Origin of the sequence: Cellulomonas sp. A375-1 (assembly GCF_001040865.1) — a bacterium.
Classification (GTDB): domain Bacteria; phylum Actinomycetota; class Actinomycetes; order Actinomycetales; family Cellulomonadaceae; genus Cellulomonas; species Cellulomonas gelida.
The window spans coordinates 1-25,957 of sequence record NZ_LFKW01000152.1 but is presented as its reverse complement, the minus strand read 5'-3'; the positions used below and the strand labels follow the sequence as shown (position 1 = coordinate 25,957).

At 74.3% G+C, this 25,957-nt stretch carries 23 protein-coding genes and 2 riboswitches; of the genes, 10 read left to right on the top strand and 13 right to left on the bottom strand.

Features of this window, described 5'->3' with window-relative positions; genetic code table 11:
• Positions 1-844 (bottom strand): exonuclease subunit SbcD (locus CWIS_RS16395; protein WP_048344419.1); only part of this gene is annotated, 844 nt, incomplete at its 3' end.
• A gap of 209 nt (positions 845-1,053) precedes the next feature.
• Here CWIS_RS16395 and CWIS_RS16390 point away from each other — a divergent pair.
• Complete coding sequence (locus tag CWIS_RS16390; RefSeq protein WP_048344413.1) at positions 1,054-2,874, top strand: alpha/beta hydrolase; 1,821 nt, start codon at positions 1,054-1,056, stop codon at positions 2,872-2,874.
• Positions 2,875-3,059: 185 nt separating this feature from the next.
• Here CWIS_RS16390 and CWIS_RS16380 read toward each other — a convergent pair whose 3' ends face one another.
• Positions 3,060-3,545 carry an aminoacyl-tRNA deacylase gene (locus CWIS_RS16380; RefSeq protein WP_048344411.1) on the bottom strand — a complete coding sequence of 162 codons (486 nt, stop codon included), beginning with the start codon at positions 3,543-3,545 and terminating at the stop codon, positions 3,060-3,062.
• 90 nt (positions 3,546-3,635) lie between these two features.
• Between CWIS_RS16380 and CWIS_RS16375 the strand changes: the two genes are divergently transcribed.
• From CWIS_RS16375 to metE, 5 genes are all read left to right on the top strand, one after another.
• Positions 3,636-8,360: a DUF3418 domain-containing protein gene (locus CWIS_RS16375; protein WP_048344410.1), complete on the top strand. Its 4,725-nt coding sequence runs from the start codon at positions 3,636-3,638 to the stop codon at positions 8,358-8,360.
• Between the two features lie 398 nt (positions 8,361-8,758).
• Positions 8,759-9,442 (top strand): DNA-3-methyladenine glycosylase I, encoded by a 684-nt coding sequence (locus CWIS_RS16370; protein ID WP_082156552.1) that lies wholly within the window; start codon positions 8,759-8,761, stop codon positions 9,440-9,442.
• A gap of 125 nt (positions 9,443-9,567) precedes the next feature.
• Entirely contained in the window at positions 9,568-9,753 is a 186-nt protein-coding gene (locus CWIS_RS16365) for a hypothetical protein (RefSeq protein ID WP_048344409.1), read from the top strand.
• 154 nt (positions 9,754-9,907) lie between these two features.
• Positions 9,908-10,004, top strand: a riboswitch (SAM riboswitch).
• Positions 10,005-10,043: 39 nt separating this feature from the next.
• Positions 10,044-11,093 carry a methylenetetrahydrofolate reductase gene (locus CWIS_RS16360; RefSeq protein ID WP_082156551.1) on the top strand — a complete coding sequence of 350 codons (1,050 nt, stop codon included), beginning with the start codon at positions 10,044-10,046 and terminating at the stop codon, positions 11,091-11,093.
• Positions 11,094-11,207: 114 nt separating this feature from the next.
• Complete coding sequence (gene metE / locus CWIS_RS16355; RefSeq protein ID WP_048344408.1) at positions 11,208-13,538, top strand: 5-methyltetrahydropteroyltriglutamate--homocysteine S-methyltransferase; 2,331 nt, start codon at positions 11,208-11,210, stop codon at positions 13,536-13,538.
• A gap of 107 nt (positions 13,539-13,645) precedes the next feature.
• Here metE and CWIS_RS16350 read toward each other — a convergent pair whose 3' ends face one another.
• Positions 13,646-13,849, bottom strand: coding sequence for a hypothetical protein (locus CWIS_RS16350; RefSeq protein WP_048344407.1), 204 nt, complete (start codon positions 13,847-13,849; stop codon positions 13,646-13,648).
• Between the two features lie 235 nt (positions 13,850-14,084).
• Here CWIS_RS16350 and CWIS_RS16345 point away from each other — a divergent pair, with 235 nt between their 5' ends.
• The gene (locus CWIS_RS16345) at positions 14,085-15,233 is read left to right on the top strand and encodes a MalY/PatB family protein (protein ID WP_048344406.1); all 1,149 of its coding nucleotides are present in this window, start codon (positions 14,085-14,087) and stop codon (positions 15,231-15,233) included.
• Between the two features lie 27 nt (positions 15,234-15,260).
• Here the strand turns inward: CWIS_RS16345 and CWIS_RS16340 are convergent, their stop codons facing one another.
• The 5 genes from CWIS_RS16340 to gcvP all read right to left on the bottom strand — a co-directional run bounded on the left by CWIS_RS16340 (position 15,261) and on the right by gcvP (position 20,920).
• Positions 15,261-15,668, bottom strand: coding sequence for a (deoxy)nucleoside triphosphate pyrophosphohydrolase (locus tag CWIS_RS16340; protein ID WP_048344405.1), 408 nt, complete (start codon positions 15,666-15,668; stop codon positions 15,261-15,263).
• A gap of 156 nt (positions 15,669-15,824) precedes the next feature.
• The gene (locus CWIS_RS16335) at positions 15,825-16,055 is read right to left on the bottom strand and encodes a LuxR C-terminal-related transcriptional regulator (protein ID WP_048344404.1); all 231 of its coding nucleotides are present in this window, start codon (positions 16,053-16,055) and stop codon (positions 15,825-15,827) included.
• 291 nt (positions 16,056-16,346) lie between these two features.
• Positions 16,347-16,718, bottom strand: coding sequence for a glycine cleavage system protein GcvH (gene gcvH / locus CWIS_RS16330; RefSeq protein WP_048344403.1), 372 nt, complete (start codon positions 16,716-16,718; stop codon positions 16,347-16,349).
• A gap of 39 nt (positions 16,719-16,757) precedes the next feature.
• Positions 16,758-17,927, bottom strand: coding sequence for a glycine cleavage system aminomethyltransferase GcvT (gene gcvT, locus CWIS_RS16325; protein WP_048344402.1), 1,170 nt, complete (start codon positions 17,925-17,927; stop codon positions 16,758-16,760).
• 35 nt (positions 17,928-17,962) lie between these two features.
• Complete coding sequence (gcvP, locus tag CWIS_RS16320) at positions 17,963-20,920, bottom strand: aminomethyl-transferring glycine dehydrogenase (protein ID WP_197080879.1); 2,958 nt, start codon at positions 20,918-20,920, stop codon at positions 17,963-17,965.
• 193 nt (positions 20,921-21,113) lie between these two features.
• Positions 21,114-21,203: riboswitch (glycine riboswitch) on the bottom strand.
• Positions 21,204-21,360: 157 nt separating this feature from the next.
• Between gcvP and CWIS_RS16315 the strand changes: the two genes are divergently transcribed.
• Genes CWIS_RS16315 through moaA form a run of 3 tightly spaced genes read left to right on the top strand, consistent with a single transcriptional unit; the run spans position 21,361 to position 23,329 of the window.
• Positions 21,361-21,840: a molybdenum cofactor biosynthesis protein B gene (locus CWIS_RS16315; RefSeq protein WP_048344400.1), complete on the top strand. Its 480-nt coding sequence runs from the start codon at positions 21,361-21,363 to the stop codon at positions 21,838-21,840.
• Positions 21,837-22,250 (top strand): molybdenum cofactor biosynthesis protein MoaE, encoded by a 414-nt coding sequence (locus CWIS_RS16310; RefSeq protein WP_048344399.1) that lies wholly within the window; start codon positions 21,837-21,839, stop codon positions 22,248-22,250. The genes CWIS_RS16315 and CWIS_RS16310 overlap by 4 nt, the downstream gene beginning before the upstream one ends.
• 59 nt (positions 22,251-22,309) lie before the next feature.
• Entirely contained in the window at positions 22,310-23,329 is a 1,020-nt protein-coding gene (gene moaA, locus CWIS_RS16305; RefSeq protein ID WP_141369936.1) for a GTP 3',8-cyclase MoaA, read from the top strand.
• Positions 23,330-23,377: 48 nt separating this feature from the next.
• On the opposite strand, the gene CWIS_RS16300 is transcribed toward moaA, so the two are convergent.
• The 5 genes from CWIS_RS16300 to CWIS_RS16280 all read right to left on the bottom strand — a co-directional run.
• The gene (locus CWIS_RS16300; protein ID WP_048344398.1) at positions 23,378-23,611 is read right to left on the bottom strand and encodes a MoaD/ThiS family protein; all 234 of its coding nucleotides are present in this window, start codon (positions 23,609-23,611) and stop codon (positions 23,378-23,380) included.
• A complete protein-coding gene (locus CWIS_RS16295) occupies positions 23,608-23,877 on the bottom strand; it encodes a DUF6457 domain-containing protein (protein ID WP_048344397.1) in 270 nt (89 codons plus the stop codon). The genes CWIS_RS16300 and CWIS_RS16295 overlap by 4 nt, the downstream gene beginning before the upstream one ends.
• The gene (locus tag CWIS_RS16290; RefSeq protein ID WP_082156549.1) at positions 23,870-24,643 is read right to left on the bottom strand and encodes a molybdenum cofactor guanylyltransferase; all 774 of its coding nucleotides are present in this window, start codon (positions 24,641-24,643) and stop codon (positions 23,870-23,872) included. The genes CWIS_RS16295 and CWIS_RS16290 overlap by 8 nt, the downstream gene beginning before the upstream one ends.
• A gap of 1 nt (position 24,644) precedes the next feature.
• On the bottom strand, positions 24,645-25,118 hold the full coding sequence (moaC, locus tag CWIS_RS16285) for a cyclic pyranopterin monophosphate synthase MoaC (protein ID WP_048344396.1): 474 nt from the start codon (positions 25,116-25,118) through the stop codon (positions 24,645-24,647).
• A partial coding sequence (locus CWIS_RS16280) for a molybdopterin molybdotransferase MoeA (RefSeq protein ID WP_048344395.1) occupies positions 25,115-25,957 on the bottom strand: 843 nt, incomplete at its 5' end. The genes CWIS_RS16280 and moaC, both read right to left, overlap by 4 nt.

Sequence of the window (25,957 nt, the reverse complement as noted above, 5' to 3'; positions counted from 1 at the left end):
CGTCGGCCAGCCGGCGCGGCACGGGAGCGGCGACGAGCTCGGTGCGCACCTGCTCGCCCGACAGCTCGACGAGCACGCTGGACTTGGTGTGGTGCTGCTCGGAGAACGAGTACGCCAACGGCGAGCCGCTGTACCGCATCGTCGTGCCGGCCGGTCCGCTGACCACCTGCGGCCCGTGCAGGTGCCCCAGCGCCGCGTAGTCGACGCCGCCGAGCACGTGCGACGGCACGTGGTCCACGCCGCCCACCCGGATGTCCCGCTCCGACTCGCTCGCCACTCCCCCGACGACGAAGGCGTGCGCGACGACCACCGAGCGCGTCCGCGGCCCGCCCGCGCGCGCGGCGAGGTCGGCGCGCACGCGCGCCATCGCGGCGGCGGTCACGGCCTCGTGCGAGCGGGCCAGCACGGGCGCACCGGGCTCGGCGAGCTGCGAGCGCACGGTGTCCGGGTCGAGGTACGGCAGGCCGTACACGAGGAGCGTGCGGCCCTCGTCGTCGGTGACCTCGACCGGCCGGTCCAGGCCCGCGACGCGCGTGCGCAGCTGCACGCGCTCGCGCATGAGCGCGGCACCGAAGCCCAGCCGCGTCGCCGAGTCGTGGTTGCCCGACGTCAGGACGACCGTCGTCAGCTCGGCGAGCCGCGCGAGCGTCTCCGAGAGCAGCGTGACCGCCTCGACCGGCGGGATCGCACGGTCGTAGACGTCCCCCGCGACGACGACCGCGTCGACCTGCTCGGTGCGCACGACGTCGACCACGTGGTCCAGGTACGCCGCCTGGTGGTCGAGCAGGTCGACCCCGTGCAGCGACCGGCCCAGGTGCCAGTCCGACGTGTGCAGCATCCGCATGAGCCGGACGGTATCCGCCACGTCCGACACCGCTGCGGTGGACAGGCCGCGAGCGTCCGATCGGCACCGCCTGCACCGATTCTTCACACGACATCATCCCCTGGGGGGACCCCACGCGGCCTGCCGAGACGCCAGGGTTGCTCTCAGTACGACGGGAGACCAGGCCGACCCGGCCCGGCGTCGTACCTGATGACAGGGGGTTTCTCATCATGCAAGCCCGAACTCGCGCGTCCGCCCTCGCGGCGCTCGTCGTCACGGTGGCCCTGACGGCGTCGTCGATGACCGCCGCCACCGCGGCCGGCCCCGCTGCCGCGCCCGCCGCGACGCCCGCCCTGACGCCCGCCGACCGCACGAGCGCCGCGGAGGCGGCCCGCGTCGACTCCGTCACCGCTGACATCGACTGGTTCGACTGCACCAACGTGGTCGGCCCCGGCGTCGACTGCGGGACGGTCGACCTCCCGCTGGACTACGACGACCCGACCGGTGAGCAGACCAGCGTCGCCGTGCTGCGCTCGCGCGCCACGCAGCCGACCAAGAAGCTCGGCACGCTCTTCGTGAACCCCGGCGGCCCGGGCGGCTCGGCCGTCTCGCTCGCCGCCAACGCGGCGTACTTCCTCCCGGCGGACATCGTCAAGCGGTTCGACGTCGTCGGGATCGACCCGCGCGGCACGAACTTCAGCTCGAACGTCTCCTGCTGGCGCAACCTCGGCGCGCAGACCGACGCGCTCCTGCCGATCCTCGAGAACGCCTACCCGGCGACCGTCGCGACGCGGATCGACTACATCAACGCCGCCAAGAAGTTCGGCACGGCCTGCTCGACCACGGGCCAGCCGCTGTCCGCGTCGATGTCGACCGCGAACGTCGCGCGCGACATGGACGTGCTGCGCCGCACCCTCGGCGACTCGAAGCTGTCGTTCCTGGGCTTCTCCTACGGCACCTACCTCGGCAACGTGTACGCGAACCTCTACCCGGACCGCGTCCGCGCGATCGTCATCGACGGCGTCGTGGACCCGGCCGGCTGGCAGGGTCGCGCCGCGACCGCCAACATCCCGCAGACGCAGCGCATCGCCTCCGGTGACGGCGCATGGAAGGCGTTCCGCGAGATCCTGCGGCGCTGCGGCGTGAAGGGCCCCAAGTACTGCATGCTCGCGCAGCGCAGCTCGAACCCGACCGCGCTGTTCGACTCCTTCGCGAAGAAGGTCAAGGCCAAGCCGATCGACCTGGGCGACGGCTTCATCATCGACTACCCGTTCGTCATGTCGCTGCTCCTGAGCGACCTGTACTCGTCCGACGGCTGGGCGTGGGTCGACATGGACCTCGACATGCTGATCACGCTGCAGCAGCAGCCCCAGACGAGCGCCGAGCGCAAGGCGTGGAACGCCGCGAAGAAGCAGCTCACCAAGCGCATGAAGGACTTCACGGACCTCAAGGACGCCGACGAGCGCGAGATCGCCAGGCTCGCGAAGGCGCCCGGCTTCGGGTACCCGTACGACAACTCGCCCGAGGCCTTCCAGTCCGTCCTGTGCACCGACGGCCTCAACCCGGCGAACGCGTCGGCCTGGACCAAGGCGGGCCAGGAGGCGGAGAAGACCGGCGGTGGCTTCGGTCAGCTGTGGACCTGGGCCTCGGCGCCGTGCGCGTCGTCCACGTGGACGGCCAAGGACGAGGACTCCTACCGCGGCAGCTTCTCGGCCGCCACGTCCGCCCCGATCCTCGTGATCGGCAACAAGTGGGACCCCGCGACCAACTACCGCGGTGCGTACAAGGCCGCCAAGCTCCTGAAGAACTCCTCGTTCATCTCGAGCAACAGCTGGGGCCACACCGCGTTCGGCTCGTCGAAGTGCGTCGACACGACGCTGACGAACTACCTGCTCACGGGCAAGGCCGCGCTCGGCACCAAGACCTGCACGGGTGCTCAGCCGTTCGCGTGGAAGCTCGACTCCGGTGAGTCGGCCTCGCTCGCGCTGACGCACGCCAAGGGTCGCGCGCCCGTCACGCCGCCGGTCCCGGGCACCGCCCCGCACCTCTGAGCGACCTGGGCCTCGTGAGGTCCTGATCGATCCCGACGGGGGTCGCGACGTCCGCGTCGCGGCCCCCGTCCTCGTCCCCCCGGGACACGATCCGCGGGACCAGCTCCGCGGGACACGACCCGCGGGACACGATCCGCAGGACGCGATCCGCAGGCCGAGCGGCAGGGCGCACAGGCGGGCGTCGCTCAGGCAGGCGTCGCGTCCTGCGTGACGTCCGCGAAGGTCGCCTCCAGCGCGCGCGCCAGGTCGTCGCCGTCCACGGTCGCGGCCACGCCGTGCGCACCCGCGCCGATCGACACCCGCCGCCCCCGCACGCGCTCGTCGGCGACCACCGGCCAGGCCGTGAGCGACCCGAACGGCGTGATCGTGCCGCGCTCGTACCCGGTGACCTCCAGCGCGGTCCCGGCGTCCGGCAGCGACAGCCGCGAGACGCCGAGGAGCGCGCGCAGCTTGGGCCACGAGATCGCGCGGTCACCCGTGACGAGGACGAACAGGTAGTCGTCGTCGCCGCGCCGCACGACGAGCGACTTCACGACGTCCCCCGGCTCGACGCCCCGCACCGCCGCGGCCTCCGCGAGCGAGCGCACCGGCCCGTGCCGCGTGATCTCGAACCCGATCCCTGACGCCTCGAGCGCCGCGAGCGCTCGGCGCTCTCCGTCCTGCCCAGTCATGCCCCCACCTCATCACACGGGGACCGCTCGCACCCGGCTCAGCGGAATCCAGGGGCGGACCTCCGGGCAGACCTGGGAGGATGGGAGGTCGTGACCACCGACCAGCCCCAGCACCCGGACCGCGCGGACCGTCCCCGCCGCGCCTCCGGTCGCTCGGGTGAGCAGTCGGGAGACCAGCCCGCAGGGCAGCGCCGGGGCCGCCCCGGCAAGCGACGCCAGGGCCAGCAGGGCCGGACGACGACCGAACAGACGCAGGGTGGGCAGACGACGAACCCGCGCGGCGGGGGCGCGGCACGACGAGCACGTGCCGCGCAGGCACGTGCGGCGGCCGTCCTGCCCCCGCTCACCTACCCGCCCGAGCTCCCGGTCAGCGCGCGCCGCGAGGACATCGCCGCGGCGATCCGCGACCACCAGGTCGTCGTCGTCGCGGGCGAGACCGGCTCGGGCAAGACGACGCAGATCCCCAAGATCGTGCTGGGCCTGGGCCGCGGCCGCGAGGGCCAGATCGGCCACACCCAGCCTCGGCGCATCGCGGCCCGCAGCGTCGCGGAGCGCATCGCGCAGGAGATCGGCACGCCGCTCGGCGAGCTCGTCGGGTACCAGGTGCGCTTCACGGACACGTCCAGCGAGCACACGCTCGTCAAGGTCATGACGGACGGCATCCTGCTCGCGGCGATCCAGCGCGACCCGCTGCTGCTGGCGTACGACACGCTGATCATCGACGAGGCGCACGAGCGCTCGCTCAACATCGACTTCCTGCTCGGCTACCTCACGCGCCTGCTGCCGCGCCGCCCGGACCTCAAGGTCGTCATCACCTCGGCGACGATCGACTCGGCCCGGTTCGCGCGGCACTTCGCGGGACCGGCGACGCCCGAGCACCCCGACGGCGTCCCCGCCCCGGTGGTCGAGGTCACGGGCCGGACGTACCCGGTCGAGCTGCGGTACCGGCCGTTGTCGCCGGACGCGCTCGGCGTCGACGACGAGGACGAGCTCACGGAGTCCGACGAGCGTCCGGGTCGCGGGGGGCGCTCGTCGTCCCGTCCGACGAAGGGCGGCGCGCGATCGTCGGCCGCGAGCTCGTCGTCCCGTGCGCCGGCACGTCAGGCGGTCCGGGAGCGCGACCTCATGACGGGCATCACCGAGGCCGTCGACGAGCTCAGCGCGGAGGGACCCGGCGACATCCTGGTGTTCCTGTCCGGCGAGCGTGAGATCCGCGACGCGGCCGACGCGCTGCGCGCCTCGCTCGGCACGCGCGTCACCGACCCGCGGCACCCGCAGGCGGTCGAGCTGCTGCCGCTGTACTCGCGGCTGTCGGCGGCCGAGCAGCACCGCGTGTTCTCGTCGCACCAGGGCCGCCGCGTGGTGCTCGCGACGAACGTCGCGGAGACGTCGCTGACCGTGCCGGGCATCCGGTACGTGGTGGACCCGGGCACAGCGCGCATCAGCCGCTGGTCGAAGGCGACCAAGGTGCAGCGGCTGCCGATCGAGCCGATCAGCCAGGCGTCGGCGAACCAGCGCTCGGGCCGGTGCGGTCGTGTGGCCGACGGCATCGCGATCCGGCTGTACTCGCAGGAGGACTTCGAGCGCCGCGACCGGTTCACCGAGCCGGAGATCCTGCGCACGTCGCTCGCGTCCGTGATCCTGCAGATGATCGCGGTGGGCGTCGCGGCGACCCCCGAGGACGTCGTGGACTTCCCGTTCGTCGACCCGCCGGACGTGCGCGCGGTGCGCGACGGCGTGCAGCTGCTGACCGAGCTCGGCGCGATCGAGACGGGCGCGGGCGGGACGCGGCTCACCGAGACGGGTCGCGCGCTCGCGCAGCTGCCCGTGGACCCGCGGCTCGCGCGCATGGTCGTCGAGGCGGCGCGGCGCGGGGTGCTGCGCGAGGTCGTCGTCGTCGCGGCCGCGCTGTCCATCCAGGACCCGCGCGAACGCCCGTCCGAGGAGCGCGAGAAGGCCGACGCGCTGCACGCGCGGTTCGCCGACCCGACCTCCGACCTGCTGTCCTACCTCAACCTGTGGACGTACCTGCGCGAGCAGCAGCGCGAGCTGTCCGGCAACGCGTTCCGCCGCCTGTGCCGCAGCGAGCACCTCAACTACCTGCGCGTCCGCGAGTGGCAGGACGTGGTGACCCAGCTCAAGGACCTGGCCAAGCACCTGCCCGGGGCGGACCGCGCGCGCGGCAGCGGCGAGCTCGGCACAGCGACGCCGGTTCGGCAGTCCGGACTGCCGAGCTCGGACCGGACTGCCGATCTCGTCGGCTCGTCGGCCACAGCGAGCTCACCTGGCGGGACCGGGGACCCGGCCGACGAGCAGGCGGGTGGCGGGCCGCGGCGCGGCGAGCTGCGCCAGGAGTGGGACGCCGACGCGATCCACCGCTCGGTGCTCGCGGGGCTGCTGTCGCACGTGGGCATGCAGGAGGCCACCGAGGTCGCCGCGCCGGCTCGTCGTGGCGACCGACGCACCCCGGGCAAGCCGGACCGCAGGGGCCGCAACGAGTACCTCGGGGCACGCGGTGCGCGGTTCGCGATCTTCCCCGGCTCGGGGCTCGCGAAGAAGCCGCCGGCCTGGGTCATGTCCGCCGAGCTCGTCGAGACGTCCCGGCTGTGGGCGCGCGACGTCGCGCGCATCGACCCGGCGTGGGCCGAGGAGATCGGCGCTCACCTCGTCAAGCGCTCGTACTCCGACCCGGCGTGGTCCACCAAGCAGGGCGCCGCGATGTGCACCGAGCGCGTCCTGCTGTACGGCCTGCCCGTCGTCGCGGGGCGGCGCGTGCTGTACGCGAAGGTCGACCCGGAGGCGGCGCGCGAGCTGTTCGTGCGGCACGCGCTCGTGCAGGGCGAGTGGACCACGCACCACGAGTTCTTCCACGAGAACCGGCGCCTGCTCGCCGAGGCCACCGAGCTCGCGGCTCGCGCCCGCCGCGCGGACCTGCTGGCCGACGAGGACGCGCTGTTCGACTTCTACGACGAGCGCGTGCCGGCCGACGTCGTCTCGGCGCGGCACTTCGACCAGTGGTGGAAGACCGCGCGGCGCCGCGACCCCGACCTGCTCACGTACTCGCGCGAGCTGCTCGTCTCGTCCGACGCCGACGCGATCGACGAGTCGTCGTTCCCGTCGCGCTGGCCGCAGGGCGACCTGTCGCTTCCGCTGACCTACCAGTTCGAGCCCGGCACCGAGGCTGACGGGGTCACCGTCCACATCCCGCTCGCGCAGCTGCCGCGGCTGACGCCCGACGGGTTCGGCTGGATGGTGCCCGGGCTGCTCGACGAGCTCGTCGTCGCGACGATCCGCGCGCTGCCCAAGCCCGTGCGCGTGCAGCTGGTCCCGGCACCCGACGTGGGCCGCGCGGTGAGCGCGTGGCTGCGCGAGCACACCGCGTCGTGGGCCGACACGGTCCGCGCCGGCGACGCCGCTCCGTCGTTCCACCAGGCGTTCGCCTCGGCCGTGCGCGCCGTGCGGGACGTGGACGTCCCCGCCGACGCGTTCGACGACGAGCGGCTGCCCGCGCACCTACGCGTGACGTTCCGGGTGGTCGGCGACCGCGGCGGGGTGGTCGACGAGGGCAAGGACCTCGCCGCGCTGCAGCACCGGCTCGCGGGGCGTGCGCAGGACGCGGTCGACACGGCGGTGCGGTCCGCGCTGCGGCAGGCGATGCGCGAGGCGGGTCTGGTGGCCGACGACGCGGGCCGTCCTGCGCCGCGCGGGCGTGGGCGGGACGACGAACGGCGTCGGCCGGGCGGCGGGGGCGGCGCGGTGCCGGGCAGCTCGTCGGACCGCGCGGGTGCGTCCGCGGGCGCCGGGGGATCGTCGGGAGCCTCGTCGGCTGCGGGCTTGTCGTCTGCGGGTCCGTCTGCTGCCGGCTCGTCGGCGGGGGGCCCGTCGGGTACGGGCTCGTCGGCCGCGGGGTCGCTCGTGGAGGGTGTCACGCGGAGCGGGCTCACGACGTGGCCCGACGACCTCACGCTCCCCGAGGTGGTCGAGGTGCGCTCGGGCGCGACGCTCGTGCGCGCGTTCCCCTCGCTGGTCGAGGAGCGCGCGGGCGGACCGGCGACGGTCTCGGTGCGCACGCTCGCCGACGAGTCCGCGCGCCCGGCCGCCGCACGCGCCGGGCTGCGACGCCTGCTGCTGCTCGACATCGGGCTCGCCCCGGCGCGCGTCACGTCGCGCTGGAGCGGCGCGCAGGCGCTCGCGCTGGCCGCCAACCCCTACCCCAGCCGCGAGGCGCTGGTCGAGGACGTGCAGCTCGCGGCGATCGACGCGCTCGTCGCCGAGCACCTCGGCGCCGGGACGCCGCGCCGCGCCCCGCAGGATGTCCGCGACGCCGCGCAGTACGCCGAGCTGCGCACGTGGCTGCGCGACCGGCTCGAGGACCGGGTGCACGCGCTCGTCGGCACGCTCGTCGACGTGCTCACGGCCTGGCGCGAGCTCGAGGTCGACCTCAAGGGCACGACGAGCCTGGCGCTGCTGGCCACCGCCTCGGACGTCCGGGCGCAGGCCGGCGGCCTGGTGCACGCGGGCTTCGTCGTCGAGACGGGTGCCGACCGCCTGGTGCACCTGCCGCGCTACCTGCGCGCGGCCCGGTACCGACTGACGAAGGCCGCGGAGAACCCCGCGCGCGACGCGGACCTGGCGTGGCAGGTGCGTGACCTCGAGGACGCGCTGGCCGCGGCGCCCGGTGCTGACCCGGCACGCCGGGCCGAGGTCCGGTGGCAGATCGAGGAGCTGCGCGTGAGCCTGTTCGCGCAGCAGCTCGGCACGCCGACGCCGGTCTCTCCGCAGCGCGTCCGCAAGCTTCTCACCGCGCTGTCCTGACGCTCCGCCGAGCCACCGCAGCCCCGCCTCGATCACTAGAAACCCCACGACCCGGCGCCTGCTCGCCCCTCCCCCCGCTGTACCTGGAGCAGACCCTGGGTCGCGGATCGGAGAGACGACGACCCAGCGCCTACTCGCGCATCCCACCGCCCGAGCCGGAGCACACGCTGGGTCGCGGGTCGGAGAGACCACGACCCAGCGGCCACTCGCGCATTCCGCCGCCAAAGCCGGAGCAGACACTGGGTCGAGTCGGGTCGGGTCGGGTCGAGCCGCGGCGGGTCGCGTCGGGGCCGGTCGAGTCTGGGCGGGGGCGGGGGTGCGGCGGGGGTGACCGCTCGTCGTCCACAGGTTGTGTCGAAGAGGCCACGCGTGTCGGTGCCACGGGCCAGACTCGCCCCATGGCTGCATCCCCACCTGACGCGCTCACACCTGACGCGCTCACACCTGATGCCCGCACGCCCGATGTCCGCACGCCCGATGTCCTGAGCGCACTGCTGGCGCCCGCGAGCGCACCCGAGCCGCCTCGGGTCAGCGGGCGGTGCTTCGGGGACGGGGACCCACTGTACGAGCGCTACCACGACGAGGAGTGGGGCGTCCCCGTGCACGGCGAGGCGGCGCTGTTCGAGCGGATCGCCCTCGAGGGGTTCCAGTCCGGGCTCGCGTGGATCACGGTGCTGCGCAAGCGTGAGTCGTTCCGGGCGGCGTTCGCGGGGTTCGATCCGGAGGTCGTCGCGGGGTACGACGAGCACGACGTCGAACGGCTGCTGGGGGACGCGAGCATCGTGCGGAACCGCCAGAAGATCGAGGCCACGATCGCCAACGCCCGCGCGCTGCTGGACCTGCACGCGTCCGGTCGGACGCTCGACTCGATCTTCTGGTCGTTCGCGCCGGACCGCTCCCAGCACGTGCGCCCGGCGTCGTGGGCGGACGTCCCGGCGGCCACGCCCGAGTCGCGCGCGCTCGCCCGCGAGCTCAAGTCGGCAGGGTTCCGGTTCATCGGGCCGACAACCGCCTACGCGGCGATGCAGGCGTGCGGACTCGTCGACGACCACCTCGTGACCTGCCCTTGCGCACCCCACTGACCCGGTTGCCCCGGGCGCGGCCGCCGGTCCCGGGACACGTGTCCGTCGCGGCGGCGTGTGCTCCGCTCGGGTGATCGCTGCGCCGGGACTTCGCCTGATCGAGGACCGCGGCTACAGTTCCGCGCATGACCGAGATGCCCGACCCCGAGATGCGGCTCGAAGCCGTTCTCGGTGCGCGGGAGGCCATGGCCGGTGCCCAGGCACCGGACGCCGACGTGCTCGAGGCCGTCGAGGCGGGCCTGCTGTCGGTGGCCGGCGGCGCCCTGAACTGGGGCGAGATCCCCCACCAGCGCCCGCGCCCGCTCGGCTGACCTCCGCGCCCCGGGCCGCACCAGCAAGGGACGCGATCGCCCCCTCGCGTTCCACGACGGCCGACGCAGTCGTGGACTGTCCGCTCTGCGACCCGCCGGTCTCACAAAGTGAGAACTCGTGGTCAGCATGTGGGCTCCCGGCCTACGATCACGACAACCATCCAGAGCGGCCGAGAGACCTGGCTCGTTGACGCCGCAGCAACCCCCCTCCGCGACGAGGGTGTGGGTGCTTCCGCCAGGACCGATGGAGTCGACATGTCGCAGACCTCGTGTCTGAACGGTCCGTCCGCGTGAGCGCCGCGACCGCAGTCCCGCCCGTGGCCGCCCCGCGGCCCTCCGACGCGCTCGCCGCGCCCGGCGCCACCACGACGACCGAGACGCGCGCCGTGACCGGCACGCACGTCGCGCCGTCACCGCGTCCGCTGGGCAGCGTCGACCGCCCGACGATCTCGTTCGAGCTCTTCCCGCCGCGCAACCCGCAGGCCGCCCCGCGCCTGTGGGAGACCGTGCGGGCGCTCGAGTCGGTGCACCCGGACTTCGTCTCGGTGACCTACGGCGCCTCGGGCAAGACGCGCGAGACGTCGCGCGCGCTGGTGTCCCGGCTGCTCCAGGAGACGTCACTGTCGCCGATCGCGCACCTGACGTGCGTCGGGACGAGCCGCGAGGAGATCACGACGATCGTCGAGGAGTTCCTCGACGAGGGCGTCCGCTCGTTCCTCGCGCTGCGCGGCGACCCGCCCGTCGGCCAGGACGACTGGCAGGCGCACCCCGACGGCCTGGCGACCGCGAGCGAGCTCGTCGGGCTGCTGCGCGAGATCGAGAGCCGCCGGTGCACGGCGAGCCCGGCCCAGGCAGTGCGGGCGCGGGTGCGGCCGCTGTCGGTCGCGGTCGCCGCGTTCCCGCGCGGCAACGCGGCGACGGGCGGCACGCGAGCGCAGGACGTGGCCTCCCTGCTGGCCAAGCAGGAGGCGGGCGCGGACTTCGCGATCACTCAGGTGTTCTACGACGCCGAGGCGTACCTCGGGCTCGTCGCCGAGGCGCGCGAGGCCGGCGTGGTCATCCCGATCATCCCGGGCATCATCCCGGCGACCGACCCGGCGCGCCTCGAGCGCGTGCAGGCGCTCACGGGCGTCCCCGTGCCCCGCGCGCTGCTCGAGACGCTCGCCTCGGCGGACGACGAGCGCGAGCGGCACCGCCGCGGGATCCGCGCGGGCGTGGACCTCATCAACGGGATCCTCGACGGCGGCGCACCGGGCGTGCACCTCTACACGTTCAACACCCACGGCGCCGCGCTCGACCTGCTCGAGGGCGCCGACCTGGACGGCCGCGGTCGCGACTGACGCCCGTCGTCGGCCCGCCCGCACCCACGCACGACCCGAGAACCACGCACCACCCGAGCACCACCCCAGAACGTCAGTCCCCTGCACGACCACGACACCGAAGGCTGGACCCTGATGAGCGAGACCCCGCAGTTCCCGACCGGCTCCGTGCTCGGCTACCCGCGCATCGGGCCGCGCCGCGAGCTCAAGAAGGCCATCGAGGCGTTCTGGGCCGGGCGGTCGACGGCCGACGAGGTCGAGGCGACCGCCGCGCAGCTGCGTCGTCGGACGCGTGACCGCCTGGTCGAGCTCGGCCTGCCGAAGGACGTCCCCGCGATCCCGAGCGCGTTCTCGTTCTACGACCACGTGCTCGACGCGAGCGCGGTCGTCGGCGCGATCCCCGCGCGGTTCGCCGACCTGGTCGACGAGGACGGCGCACTCGACCTCGCGGGCTACTCGACCGTGGCGCGCGGCCGCGGCGACGACCTGCCGCTCGAGATGACCAAGTGGTTCGACACGAACTACCACTACCTGGTTCCGGAGATCGGCCCCGAGACGACGTTCCGCTACGCGGGCACGCGTCCGGTCGCGGAGTTCGTCGAGGCGCTCTCCGAGGGCGTGCTCACGCGCCCTGTGATCGTCGGTCCGGTGACCTACCTCGCGCTCGCGAAGGCCACCGAGGGCGCACCCGCGGACTTCTCCCCGATCGACCGCCTGCACGACCTGCTGCCGGTCTACGCCGACCTGCTGCAGGACCTCGCCGCCGCGGGCGCCACGTGGGTGCAGCTCGAGGAGCCGGCGCTCGTCTCGGAGAGCATCGACGTGCCGGTCGAGCGCCTGCTCGCCGCGACCGTCGAGGCGTACCGCGCGCTGAGCACCGACCTGACCCGTCCGCAGCGGCCCGCGATCTTCGTCGCCGCCCCGTACGGCGACCTGGGCGCGGCGCTCCCGGTGCTGGCCGCCACCGATGTCGAGGCGATCGGCCTGGACCTGGTCAAGGGCGCTGCGCCCGCCGAGGCCGTCCCGGGCCTGGAGACCAAGACGCTGGTCGCGGGGGTCATCGACGGGCACAACATCTGGCGCGCGGACCTCGACGCCAAGCTCCAGGTGCTCGAGCAGCTCGAGGTGCTGGGCGCCGCCGCCGTCACGGTCGGCACGTCGACGTCGCTGTTCCACGTGCCGCACGACACGGCCGACGAGCCGGACCTGGACCCCGCGCTGAAGAGCTGGCTCGCGTTCGCCGACCAGAAGGTCGCCGAGGTCGTCACGCTCGCCGAGGGCCTGTCGGAGGGCCGCGAGGCGATCCACGAGCAGCTGCTCGAGGCCTCCGACGCCGTCGCCTCGCGCCGCGGTGCGCCGGGCGTCGTGCGGCCCGAGGTCCGCGAGCGCACCGGCTCGTTGACCGAGGACGCGTTCCACCGCGGGGACTTCGACGACCGCAAGATCGCCCAGGCCGCGCGCCTCAACCTGCCGCCGCTGCCGACGACGACGATCGGCTCGTTCCCGCAGACGCCTGAGATCCGCAAGGCCCGCGCCGCGCACGGCAAGGGCGAGCTGACCGACGAGCAGTACGTCGAGGAGATGAAGGCGGAGATCCGCCGCGTCGTCGAGCTGCAGGAGCGGATCGGCCTGGACGTGCTGGTGCACGGCGAGCCCGAGCGCAACGACATGGTCCAGTACTTCGCGGAGAACCTCGACGGGTTCGCGGTCACGCGCAACGGCTGGGTGCAGTCGTACGGCTCGCGCTGCACGCGTCCGTCGATCCTGTGGGGCGACGTCTCGCGGCCGAAGCCGATCACCGTCGACTGGACCACGTACACCCAGTCGCTCACGGACAAGCCCGTCAAGGGCATGCTCACCGGTCCGGTCACGATCCTCGCGTGGAGCTTCGTGCGCGACGACCAGCCGCTGCGCGAGACCGCCAACCAGGTGGGCCTGGCACTGCGCGACGAGATCGCGGACCTCGAGGCCGCGGGCATCGCCGTGATCCAGGTCGACGAGCCCGCGCTGCGCGAGCTGCTCCCGCTGCGCGAGGCGGACCACGCGGACTACCTCGACTGGTCGGTGAGCTCGTTCCGGCTCTCGACGTCGGGCGTGCGCCCGGACACCCAGATCCACACGCACCTGTGCTACTCGGAGTTCGGCCAGATCATGGGCGCGATCGACGGCCTCGACGCCGACGTGACGTCCATCGAGGCCGCGCGCTCGAAGATGGAGATCCTCGGCGACATCGCGGCGGCGGGCTACCCGCGCGCGGTCGGCCCGGGCGTCTACGACATCCACTCGCCGCGCGTCCCGTCCGAGGAGGAGGTCACCGAGCTCCTCACCGACGCGGTGAAGGCGATCGCGGTCGACCAGCTCTGGGTCAACCCGGACTGCGGGCTGAAGACCCGCCGCTACGAGGAGGTCACCCCCTCGCTCGAGCGCATCCTGGCGGCGACCCGCACGGTCCGCGCCACGCTCTGACGCGCGTCCTTCGACGGGCCGGTCCTCCCTGCGGGGGCCGGCCCGTTGGTCGTGACCGACCCCGGCTCACCCGCCCGGGGCTCTCCCCGCCCTGCGCCACCTGCCGCTCAGGCACCCTTGGTGATCAGGCGCATGATCGCGGCATCGCGAGCTTCTCGATCCTTCTCACGCTGCGCGGCCTTCACGGCGTACTCACCGCCAGGGGCGAGCTTGGCGTCCAGGACCTCGAATGCCGCACGGTCGCTCGCGCTCAGGCGGCGGGCGGGCCCACGCCGGACCGTGTGGCCGGACGTCGCATCGCTCTGCTTCACGGTCGCCGCCTCCTCGTCACCCTGCGTGGCGTGCTGATGCTCTTGCGGTACTTGCTGGACGCGACCGCGACGAGGGCCACCGCGACCCGGTCCGGCGCCGACTGGGCCACTCTGAGGTCCCGAGCTCGGGAGGCAGGGTGCTCGCGTCCATGGGAGACGACCGTAGCGGCGAACCGGACATCTGGGGCGCAGGCTGTGGAGGGTGGGGGGCGCCCGGGTGGGTAGTGTCCGAGCCGTGAGTGTCTTCGACGTTCCCCTCGACGAGCTGCGCAGCCGCACGAGCCAGAAGTGGCGACGCTACCCCGCCGACGTGCTGCCGCTGTTCGTCGCCGAGATGGACGTGCGCGTGTGCGAGCCGGTCGAGCGGGCGCTGGCCGACGTCGTGCGGCGCAGCGACACGGGGTACCCGGCGGGCCGGCCGTACCAGGAGGCGTTCGCGGGGTTCGCCGAGGGTCGCTGGGGCTGGACCGTGGACCCGACGACGATCGCGCTGGTCCCCGACGTGATGCAGGGCTCGGTCGAGGTGCTGTCGCTGCTCACCGACCCCGGAGACGCGGTCGTCATCAACCCGCCCGTGTACCCGCCGTTCCGCGGCTTCGTCGAGCGCATCGGCCGCCGGGTGGTCACGGCGGACCTGGGCGCGGACGGCCGCCTCGACCTCGCGGCGCTCGACGCGGCGTTCGCGCGGGCCCGGTCCGACGGGCGCCGGGCGGCCTACCTGCTGTGCCACCCGCACAACCCGACGGGCACGATGCACCGGCCCGACGAGCTGCGCGCGGTCGGCGCGCTGGCGGCGGAGCACGGCGTGCGCGTCGTGTCCGACGAGGTGCACGCTCCGCTCGCGCTCGACGAGCCGTTCACCTCGGCGACGACCGTGATCCCCGACGCGGTCGCGCTGCACTCCGCGTCGAAGGCGTTCAACCTCGCGGGCCTCAAGGCGGCGCTCGCGGTGCCCGGCCCGGACGCGGTGGCCGACCTGGCCCGGCTCTCCGAGCTGGTCGGCATGGGCGTCGGCCACGTCCCGGTGCTCGTGCACGCGGCGGCGCTGACCGGTGGCGGGGACTGGCTGGACGCGCTGCTCGACTCGTTGCGTGAGAGCCGCGCGCACCTGCGCGGCCTGCTCGACGAGCACCTGCCGCTGGTCGCCTGGACGCCCGGCGACGCCACCTACTTCGCGTGGCTGGACCTGCGCGCGCAGCTCCCGGGCGACGCCAACCCGGCTGCGCGCGTGCTCACCGAGGGGCGCGTCGCGGTCAATCCGGGCCACACGTTCGGCGCTCCAGGCGACGGGTTCGTGCGGCTCAACTTCGCGACGTCGCCGGCGATCCTCACCGACGCGGTGAGCCGCATCGCGGCGGCACTCGCCAGACCGGCCCCCGCCTGACCGGCGCGGGGCTCCTGACCGCTGCGGTCAGGGCACGCGCAGGGACTCGACGATGCGCACGTCCGCGTCGAGCCACGGCACGTCCATCCAGTGCGCGCGGGGCAGCCACCGCAGCTCGTCGTGCTCGACCAGGGGCTCGGGCGTACCGCTCGCGAGCTCGGCCCACCACAGCCGCATCACGTACTTCTCGGAGAGCCGCCACAGCCCGTCGTCGGGCCCGACGACCTCGGCACCGAGCGTGATCCGCACGCCCAGCTCCTCGCGGATCTCCCGGTGCAGCGCGTCGACCGGGGACTCGCCGTCGTCGACCTTGCCGCCCGGGAACTCCCACCGCCCTGCGAGGCTCGCGGGCGTCGTGCGTCGGGCGGCGAGCAGCTCGTACGGCGCGTCGAGGTCGTCGACGATCGCGGCGGCCACGACGAGCACGGGATCCATGCGGTGAGTCTGCCAGTCGAACAGCGCCCGACCGGGACCGCCAAGGGGCCCGGGGACGACGACGGCCCGCCCTGGAGGGAGCGGGCCGGTCGGGTGTGTCCGCCGGAGCGGAGACCACCGTTCGTCGTGGAGCGGCGTGGGTCGACGAGGCGGGAGTCAGCGGATGCCGTGCTCGACCGCCCACGCGACGGCCTCGGCGCGCGTCGAGACGCCGATCTTGCGGTAGACGCTGCGGACCTGCGACTTGACGGTGTTGCGCGTGACGAAGAGCTGGGTGGCGATCTCCTCGAGCGTGACGTCCTCGGCAAGCTCCGCGAGCACCACGCGCTCACGACGGGTGAGAGTCTCCGCGACCGTCACGGTCCCGGTGGTCTCCAACATGCTCATCTTGTCCTCCGATCGGCTGCACGGGCCCGGCAGTGCCGGGCATCCGTGGGTCATTCGGTGGATGAGAGGGGCCGGGCACGCGTCCATGACGCCGTTTCGCCCGACTTCTTTTTCTCACCGTGATCCGCACCCACGGGTCGTCCCGCTTGTGCCCACAATGAACGCGAGGTCGTCGGCCTGATACACCCGACCCCGGTGCGGCCCCGGGCTTTCACCCGTTCGGCCCATGTGCGCGTCACCCGCGACGCGGCGTCGTCGGCGGTGCCGGACGGTTCCCCCGACCGGCGTCGCCTAGCCCGCCGCGTGGGCGGCGTACTCCTCGGCGGTGAGCAGCGGACCGGCGGTGGTGACCTCGACCTTGAGGAGCCAGCCCGCGCCGAACGGGTCGGCATTGACGACCGACGGGTCGTCGACGGCCGCGGTGTTGACCTCGACCACGGTGCCGGAGACCGGCGAGAACAGCTCGGAGACGGACTTGGTGGACTCGATCTCACCGATCACGGTGCCGGCGTCGATCGACTCCCCGACCGCGGGGAGCTCGAGGTAGACGATGTCGCCGAGCGCCTCGGCGGCCACGGACGTGATGCCGACCGTCGCGGGGCTCCCGTCGGTCAGCCACTCGTGCTCGAGCGTGTACTTCAGGTCGGCGGGGAGGTCAGTCATGGAAGTGCTCCGCTCTCGTACGTCGTCTACTAAGGAGGTCTACCGGTCGCGGCGGTAGAAGGGAAGTGGAACCACTCGCACGGGCTCGTGCCGGCCGCGCACGTCCACGGCCAGCTCGGTGCCCTCGGCGCTGACCTCGGGGGTCACGTAGGCCATCGCGACGGGGTGGCCGAGGGTCGGCGACGGCGCCCCGGACGTCACGGTCCCGACGACCGCGCCGGAGCCGGTGACCACCGGGTAGCCGTGGCGTGCGGCGCGGCGGGACAGACCCTGCAGCCCGACGAGCGTGCGCGCGGGCGCCGACGCGGCGCGCGCGGCGAGCGGCTCGCGGCCGACGAACGGCAGGGGCGCACCCTCGTCGTCGACCTTGTCGAGCTTGACCACGCGGCCCAGGCCGGCGTCGTGCGGGGTCGTCGTGGTGTCGAGCTCGTTGCCGTACAGCGGCATGCCGGCCTCGAGGCGCAGCGAGTCGCGCGCGGACAGGCCAGCGGGGACCAGGCCCAGCGGCGTGCCGGCGTCCAGCACCGCGCGCCACAGCGTGGGGGCGTCCGGCGCGGGCACGAACAGCTCGTAGCCGTCCTCGCCCGTGTAGCCGGTGCGCGCGACGAGCGCGTCGAGCCCGGCGACGCGCGCCGGCACGGACGCGTAGTACGTGAGCGTGCGCACCGCCTCGGCCTCGGCCGGGTCGTCGACCAGGCCGACGACGACCTGCTCGGCACGCGGGCCCTGCACCGCGATGAGCGCGGTCTCGAGCGAACGGTCGGTGAGCGTCACGTCGTCGCGGCCCGCGAGCCGCTCCGTGAGCGCGTCGCGCACCACGTCCACGTTGGAGGCGTTGGCGACGACGAGGTAGCGGCGCGAGGCCTGCGCCGCGCCGTCCTCGTCGGCGAGGCGGTACACGACGAGGTCGTCGAGCACGCCGCCGTCGGGGGCGCAGAGCATCGTGTAGCGCGCGCGGCCCACGGCGAGCGCCGTGAGGTTCCCGACGAGCGCGCGGTCGAGCGCGTCGCCCGCCCCCGGTCCCGTGACCCACAGCTCGCCCATGTGCGACAGGTCGAACAGCCCGGCCGCGGTGCGCACCGCGGTGTGCTCCGCGACGTCCGAGCCGTACCGCAGGGGCATCTGCCACCCCGCGAAGTCGGTGAGCGCGGCGCCCAGCGCGACGTGCTCGTCGTGCAGCGGCGACCGGCGTGCCTCGTGCTCGCTCATGCGGTGCTCCTCGGTGTGCTCTCGTCCTGCGGGGTTCACTCGGCGAAGGACTCGACCGGCGGGCACGAGCAGACCAGGTTGCGGTCTCCCCGGGCCCCGTCGATCCGGCGGACCGGCGGCCAGTACTTGTTCCGGCGCAGGCTCGCCAGCGGGTAGGCGGCGAGCTCGCGGCCGTACGGGTGCGACCACTCGTCGGCCGTGACCGACGCCGCGGTGTGCGGCGCGTTGCGCAGCGGCGAGTCCTCGAGCGGCCACGTGCCCGCCGCGACCTCGTCGATCTCCGCGCGGATCGCGACCATCGCGTCGACGAACCGGTCGAGCTCGGCCAGGTCCTCGCTCTCGGTCGGCTCGACCATGAGCGTGCCCGGCACGGGGAAGGACAGCGTCGGGGCGTGGAAGCCGTAGTCCTGCAGGCGCTTGGCCACGTCCTCGGCCGTCACGCCGGTGTCCTTGGTGAGCTCGCGCAGGTCGAGGATGCACTCGTGCGCGACGAGCCCGTTCGGGCCCGTGTAGAGCACCGGGAAGTGCTCGCGCAGGCGGGTCGCGAGGTAGTTCGCGGCGAGCACAGCCACCTCGGTCGCGCGGCGCAGGCCGTCGGGGCCCATGAGCGCGACGTACGCCCACGAGATCGGCAGGATGCCGGCCGATCCCCACGGCGCGGCGGACACGGGCGGCACGTGCACCGCGGGGTCGGCCTCCGTGGACGGGCGCGTCGGGCTCGTCGTCGGGTTGCCCGGCAGGTACGGCACGAGGTGCGCCGCGACCGCGACCGGACCCACGCCCGGACCGCCGCCGCCGTGCGGGATGCAGAACGTCTTGTGCAGGTTGAGGTGGGAGACGTCGCCGCCCATCTCGCCCGGGCGCGCCAGGCCGACGAGCGCGTTGAGGTTGGCGCCGTCGATGTAGACCTGGCCGCCCGCCTCGTGCACCAGGTCGCAGACCTCGCGCACGTGCTCCTCGTACACGCCGTGCGTGGACGGGTACGTGATCATGATCGCCGCGACCTGCGGGCCGTGCTGCTCGAGCTTCGCGCGCAGGTCGTCGAGCTCGATCTCGCCGTCCGGGGCGGTCGCGACGACGACCACGCGCAGTCCCGCGAGCGCCGCGCTCGCCGCGTTCGTGCCGTGCGCCGAGGCCGGGATGAGGCACACGTCGCGCTGCGCCTGGCCGCGCGCGTGGTGGTACGCCTTGATCGCGAGCAGCCCCGCGAACTCGCCCTGCGAGCCGCCGTTCGGCTGCACCGACACCGCCGCGTACCCCGTGATCTCCGCGAGCCAGTCCTGCAGCTGCGTGACGAGCTCGGCGTAGCCGGCCGTCTGGTCGGCGGGCGCGTACGGGTGGACGTCCGCGAACTGCGGCCAGGAGATGGGCTCCATCTCCGCGGTCGCGTTGAGCTTCATGGTGCACGAGCCCAGCGGGATCATCGTGCGGTCCAGCGCGAGGTCCTGGTCCGAGAGCCGGCGCAGGTAGCGCAGCATCGCGGTCTCGGAGCGGTACAGGTGGAACACCGGGTGCGTGAGGAACTCGTCGGTGCGCGTCGCCCAGTCCGGCAGCGGTGCGCTCGGACGGTCCTGCGCGACGAAGCCGAAGTCGACCTGACCCTGCTCGTCGACCTCGAGAGTCGTGGCGCCGGCGAGCGCGAAGGCGCCGATCACCGGCGACAGGTCCGCCGGGGTCGTCGTCTCGTCGAAGGCGATCTGCACGTGGTCGTCGTCGGGTGCGAAGAGGTTCACGCCCAGGCGCGCGGCATGCGCGACGATCTCGCGCGCCCGCCCCGGGACGACCGACCGGACGGTGTCGAAGAACGCGTCGTGCTCGACCTCGACGCCGTGCTCGACGAGCAGCTCCGCGAGCCGGTGGGCGCGTGCGTGCACCCGGTCCGCGATCGCGCGCAGGCCGTCGGGGCCGTGGTGGACCGCGTACATCGAGGCGACGATCGCGAGCAGGGCCTGCGCGGTGCAGATGTTGCTCGTCGCCTTCTCGCGACGGATGTGCTGCTCGCGGGTCTGCAGTGCGAGGCGGTAGGCGGGCGCGCCGTCCGCGTCGACGCTCACGCCGACCAGGCGGCCGGGCAGCATGCGCTCGAGGCCCGTGCGCACCGCCATGAACGCCGCGTGCGGGCCGCCGCCGAACAACGGGACGCCGAACCGCTGCGCCGAGCCGACCGCGACGTCCGCGCCGAGCGTCCCCGGCGAGGTGAGCAGCGTGAGCGCCAGGAGGTCGGTCGCGGCCGTGACCAGCCCGCCGCGCTCCTTCGTCGTCGCGATCACGTCCCGCAGGTCCCGGACCTGGCCGGACGCGGCCACCTGCTGCACGACGAGACCGATCAGGTCACCCTCGACGTCTGGCAGGCCCTGGGACAGGTCGGCCACTACGACGGGCAGGCCGATCGCCTGCGCGCGGCCCACGGTCACCGCGAGGGACTGCGCGAAGAGCTGGTCGTCGAGCACGACCGTGCCCGCCTTGCCGCGCTGCACGCGCCACATGAGCGCCACGGCCTCGGCCACCGCGGTCGCCTCGTCGAGCAGGCTCGCGTTCGCGATCGCCAGGCCCGTGAGGTCCTCGACCATGGTCTGGAAGTTGAGCAGCGCCTCGAGACGACCCTGGCTGATCTCGGGCTGGTAGGGGGTGTACGCGGTGTACCAGGCGGGCGACTCGAGCACGTTGCGGCGGATCACGGGCGGCGTGATCGTGCCGGAGTAGCCCTGGCCGATCATCGGGCGCAGCACCTGGTTCTTGTCCGCGATCGCGCGCAGCGCGCCCTGCACGTCGTGCTCGTCGCGCGCCTCCGGCAGGTCCAGCGGGCGGCCGCTGCGGATGCTCTGCGGCACGGCCGCGTCGATCAGGGCGTCGAGGGAGTCGTAGCCGACCGTCGCGAGCATGCGCGCGGTCTCGTCGCCGCGGGGCCCGACGTGCCGGTCGACGAACTGCTGCGCGGCGGGCGAGACGCGCCCGGCGCCCGTGGGGGCGGTGGCTGCGGGGGGCGTGGTGATCGACACGAGCTGCTCCGGGGGTCGTCCGGCGACGCCGGGACGGGTGGTGGGCTCCCCGCTCTGTCATCCGTCGCGTGGCGCGACGACCTGAGAGTTTTGCCGGTCCGCCATGGCTGTCGATCCAGCCCGGGGCGCGCCGGCTTGCACCGTCGGTGGGCCGTCCCGTGGTGGGCCGGCCGCTTTCCAGAGTTGCCTCGCCGTGGCGGTACAGGGGCCTGAGAGATTCCCGGGGAGGGTTGCTCCTTCGGCGCCCGCTCCTGCGGGACTCTCCCGCCTCGGTTCGAGCAGCGTGTTCAGTTGTCCGCCGCTGAGACCGGACCGGCCGACGACGCTGGGGCAAGGCTACCCGCTCACCGCTGCCGGGTGACGGCGGGTGCCGGTCCGGGTTTCCACGGCGAGACGCCGGGCAGATCGGGCGCAGGCGTGGTTAGCCTGGCCGGGTGAGCGAACCCCGTGCGGTCGTGGTGGTCGTCTCCGACCGCTGCGCGGCCGGCACGCGCGAGGACCGGTCCGGTCCTGCCGCGGTCGAGCTGCTGCGCTCGGCCGGGTACGCCGTGGGCGAGCCGGTCGTCGTGCCGGACGGCGCCGAGTCGGTCCGCACCGCGGTGCTCGCGGCGGTGAGCGGCGGGGCGCGGCTCGTCGTGACGTCCGGCGGGACGGGCGTCGGTCCCCGCGACGAGACGCCCGAGGGCACCCGCCCGCTGCTCGCCAAGGAGCTGCCCGGCGTGCCCGAGCTGCTGCGCCGGTCGTCGGACGTGCCCACCGCCACGCTCAGCCGCGGGCTGGCCGGGGTGACCGCCGAGGGAGTCGTCGTGGTGAACCTGCCCGGCTCGACGGGCGGCGTGCGGGAGGGGCTCGTCGTGCTCGTGCCGCTGCTCCCCCACCTGCTGAGCCAGGTCGAGGGCGGAGACCACGGGTGATCGCGGCCGTCACGGACCAGCCGCTTGACCTGCTGTTTCACGTGGAACATGTGTCCGGGCCCCGCGCGGGCGCGGTGGCGACGTTCGTCGGGCTGGTCCGGGACCACGACCCGTCGGTGGTCGGCGAGGTCGTCGGGCTCGAGTACAGCGCGCACCCGGACGCGGGCCGCACGCTCGAGCGGCTGGCCGCGCAGGTCGCGTCCGACGAGGACGTGCTCGGCGTCGCCGTGAGCCACCGGGTCGGGCACGTGCGCGTGGGCGAGGCGGCGATCGTGGCGGCCGTGGCGGCCGCGCACCGGGCCGAGGCGTTCGACGCGTGCCGTCGGCTCGTCGAGACCGTCAAGGCCGACCTGCCGGTCTGGAAGCGCGAGCTGCTCGCCGACGGCACCCACCACTGGGTGGGGCTGTGACCACTCCGCCGCCGACCTCGCCGCCCGGGCCCGCCGTGCCTCCTCCTGCGCCCCCGGCTGTGCCCCCACGGGGCACGCTCGTCGACCGGTTCGGCCGCGCGCACCACGACCTGCGCATCTCGCTCACCGACCGCTGCTCGCTGCGCTGCACCTACTGCATGCCCGCCGAGGGCGTCCCGTGGCTCGCGCGCTCGACCATGCTCAGCACCGACGAGATCGTCCACGTCGCCCGGGTGGGCGTCGCGCTCGGCATCCGGGAGATCCGGCTCACGGGCGGCGAGCCGCTGCTGCGCGTGGACGTCGTCGACGTCGTGCGCCGCCTGACCGCGCTCACCACCCCCGACGGGGCGCCTGTCGAGGTCTCGCTCACCACCAACGCGCTGCGCCTGCCCGCCCTCGCCGCCCCGCTGCGCGACGCCGGCCTCACCCGCGTCAACGTCTCCCTCGACACGCTCGACCGGGCGCGCTTCGCCGAGCTCACGCGCCGCGACAAGCTGGTCGAGACGCTCGCCGGCATCGCGGCGGCCGACGCCGCCGGGCTGCACCCGGTGAAGATCAACGCGGTCGCGATGCGCGGCGTGAACGACGACGAGGTCGTCGCACTCACTCGGTTCGCCGTCGAACGCGGCTACCAGATGCGGTTCATCGAGCAGATGCCGCTCGACGGCGGACACACCTGGGACCGGACCGAGATGGTCACGCAGGCGGAGATCCTCGAGCGGCTGCGGGCGGCGTTCACGCTCACCGAGGTCCCCGGCCGGGGTGCGGCGCCCGCCGAGCTCTGGCACGTCGACGGCGGGCCCGCGACCGTGGGCGTCATCGCGTCGGTGTCCGCGCCGTTCTGCGGCGCGTGCGACCGGTTGCGCCTCACCGCCGACGGGCAGCTGCGTGCGTGCCTGTTCTCGCAGACCGAGGTCGACACGCGCGACGTCCTCCGGTCCGACGAGCCCGCGCCCCTGATCGACGAGGGCCTCGCGGCCGCGTACCGGCAGTGCCTGGCCGGCAAGAAGGCCGGCCACGACATCGACGACCCCACGTTCCTGCAGCCGCGCCGTCCCATGAGCGCGATCGGCGGCTGACCACCCGCCCCGTCCCCTCCCGCCCGCTCGGCGGCTCGCCGGCGGGGCTCAGCCGCCCGCGAAGGGGGGCAGGACGTCGAGCGTCGCGCCGGGCGCGACCTGGTCCGACGGCTCGACGCGGCGCCCGTCGGCCAGCAGCGCGCACCGGCCGAGGATCGGCTCGAGGGCCGGGTGTCGCGTGACCAGCGCGGCGCGCAGCGCCTCACCCGTGCCCGCCGGGACCTGCTCGGCGTCACGACCGGCGGCCTCCGCCGCGGCGGCGAAGTAGCGGACGGTGATCATGCGGACTCGTCGTCCCACGCGCTCGCGGCCGCCTCGACGTCCGCGAGGATCGCCGCGATCTCGTCGGGCGTGCGTCCCGCGGCCGCGAGCCCGGCGACGAACATCGACACCGGCACCGCGGGCCGCGCGACCGAGTGCGCGACCTCGCTGGACAGGTCGAGCAGGCGGTCGACGTCGACGAGCCCACGCTCGACGCCGAGCCGGTCGGTCAGGTGGTCGACCCACAGCGGCAGGTCGGCCCCGGGTGCTCGACGCGGATCAGTCATGACGCTCCCTCGGCTCGCTGTGCGCTTCCCTGATGGTGCCACCCTCCGGGTGCGCGTCCGCCCGTTCGGTCGTACGAGTCTCCCCCCGGCGGTCGGGTGCGGCCGACGCGAGCTCGGCGTCCAGCCGGTGGATGGCCGGCCAGGTGTCGGCGTCCGCGGCTGCGCCGCCCGGGTCCGGGACGTCCGCGAGCCTCAGCGTCGCGACGAGCCGGCGGACGGAGGCGCCGCGCACACCACGGTCGTGAGCGGGTGCGCGGTGGTCGGCGGCGACGTCGTCGGCGTCGTCGGCACCGGCGCGGAGCGCTGCGAGCGCGCGGACGAGTGCGGTGCGGCGGTAGGCGGCGACGAGGTGCTGGGGGTGACCCTCGTCGTCGACGAGCCGGGCGCCGTCCACACCGGGGTCCTGCGCCGCCGCGACGAGCGCCCCCACGACGAGGCCCGCGCGCGGCACGTCGCACGCGAGCACGACGACCACGTCGGCCGCCCCGTGCTCGCGTTCCTCCTCGAGCCCCTCCAGCAGCGCGAGGCCCGCGGCGATCCCCGCGACCGGGCCGCCGAGCGGTGGGTCCTCGAGGGTCGTCGGGACGTCCGGGCGGGCCAGGGCGTCCGGGGCGACGAGCACGCGCCGACGCGCCTGCGCGACCGCGGCGAGCGCGTGGTCGACGAGCGCCCGCCCGGCGACGACGACCTCGGGCTTCACCACGCCCGCCTCGAGACCTCCCAGCCGGCGACCCGCCCCGCCCGCGAGCACGATCGCGTCCCACACGTCAGGACGCCCGGTGCCAGTCGCCCGACTTGCCGCCCGTCTTCGCCTCGAGCCGGACGTCCGCGATGCGCACGGACTTGTCGAGGCCCTTGACCATGTCGACCACCGCGAGCGCCGCGACGCTCACCGCCGTGAGGGCCTCCATCTCGACCCCCGTGCGGTCGGCGGTGCGCACGGTCGCGGTGATCCGGACGCCGTCGTCGTCGATCGACAGGTCCACGGACGCGCCGTGCACCCCGATGACGTGCGCGAGCGGCAACAGCTCGGGCGTGCGCTTGGCCGCGGCGATGCCCGCGATGCGCGCGACCGCGAGCACGTCACCCTTGGGCACGGACCCGTCGCGCAGCGCGGCGACCACCGCGGGACCGCACGCCACGAGCCCGGACGCCGTCGCGGACCGGACGGTCGGCTTCTTCTCGGTGACGTCGACCATGCGCGCGTGACCGCGCGCGTCGAGGTGCGTGAACTCGCTCATGTCCAGAAGACCTCCAGGGTGTCACCGGCGCGGACCTCGTCCACGTCGGCGGGCACGATCGCCAGTCCGTGCGCCTGCGGGAGCCGCGCGACGAGATGCGAGCCGGAGCCGCGCGGCGTCGCGCGCCGGACGCACGGGAGGCCTCCCTCGTCGGACGACACGTCGTCGGACCGCACGCCGTCGGACCGCACGTCGTCGGCCGGCACCTCGTCGGACGGCACGCGGCGGACCGGCATGAGCTGGGCGCGCGCGGGCGGGGTGCGCCAGCCCTCGCCGACGACGACGCGCGTGCGCGGCCGCTCGACGTCGGCGAGGCCGAGCATGCGGCGGATCGCGGGCCGCACGAACACCTCGAACGACGCGTGCGTGCTCACGGGGTTGCCCGGCAGCGTCCAGATCGGGGTGCCGCCCGGGAGCCGGCCGAGACCCTGCGGCTTACCCGGCTGCACCGCGACGCGCACGAACTCGACGCCCCGCTCGTCGGCGAGCGCGGCCTTGACCACGTCGAACGCCCCGACGCTCACACCGCCCGAGGTCACGATGCCGTCGACCGTCCCGTGCTCACCGGCGTCGAGGCCGACGAGCAGTCGGTGCAGGGCGGCGGGGTCGTCGGCGACAGGGCCGAGGCGCAGCGGCTCGGCGCCCGCGTCGAGCACCGCGGCAGCGAGCAGCCAGGAGTTGGAGTCGGGGATCTGACCGCGCCGCAGCTCGGCGCCGGGCTCGACGAGCTCGTCGCCGGTCGAGATCACCGCGATGCGCGGCCGACGGTGCACGACGAGCGTCGCGCGCCCGACCGACGCCGCGGCTGCGAGGTGCGTCGGGCCGACGAGCGCGCCCGC